Annotated in this window: 1 protein-coding gene; it reads right to left on the bottom strand. The window is 45.0% G+C overall.

Features of this window, described 5'->3' with window-relative positions; translation table 11 throughout:
* A partial coding sequence (locus TW85_RS26315) for a hypothetical protein (protein WP_046019903.1) occupies window positions 1-436 on the bottom strand: 436 nt, incomplete at both ends.

Genomic DNA, 436 nt, shown 5'->3' with positions numbered 1-436 from the left:
CAAAGTTGCGTAAGGGTTAAATTCACCACCAAGTGGCAACTCTTTACGTTTACGTGATTTCTCCGCTTCGGTGTTAGAGTCGGCTCCTGTCATTTTGTGCTCTATTTCGTCTCTATAAGAATCAGCAACCGTTGTTTTTGCCGTCTTGTAACCTTCACCGTAAACGGCTGAAGACTCAGCAAAACCAAACTCGTTTTTAGTGACAATAGGGCAAACATGAATCTGCTCGTGACCTTCAAGGTCAGTAATATGAACCTGTACTGAATCTTCGCGCCATGAGTTGTGGGTAACGTTTAATTTTTCTCCAATCATGACACCGGGAACATGCTGAACATCAAATTCTTGACCGTCCCAACGAACCCGAAGCTTAGGTGTGACAACGCGTGTTTCTGGCGTAGAGACAGCTAACTCTCTACAAACTTCGATGCTTGGCGCT

It is taken from the genome of Marinomonas sp. S3726 (assembly GCF_000967665.1).
Taxonomy (GTDB): Bacteria; Pseudomonadota; Gammaproteobacteria; order Pseudomonadales; family Marinomonadaceae; genus Marinomonas.
The sequence above is the reverse complement of the archived record's forward strand: the minus strand, read 5'-3'. Positions and strand labels throughout refer to the sequence as shown.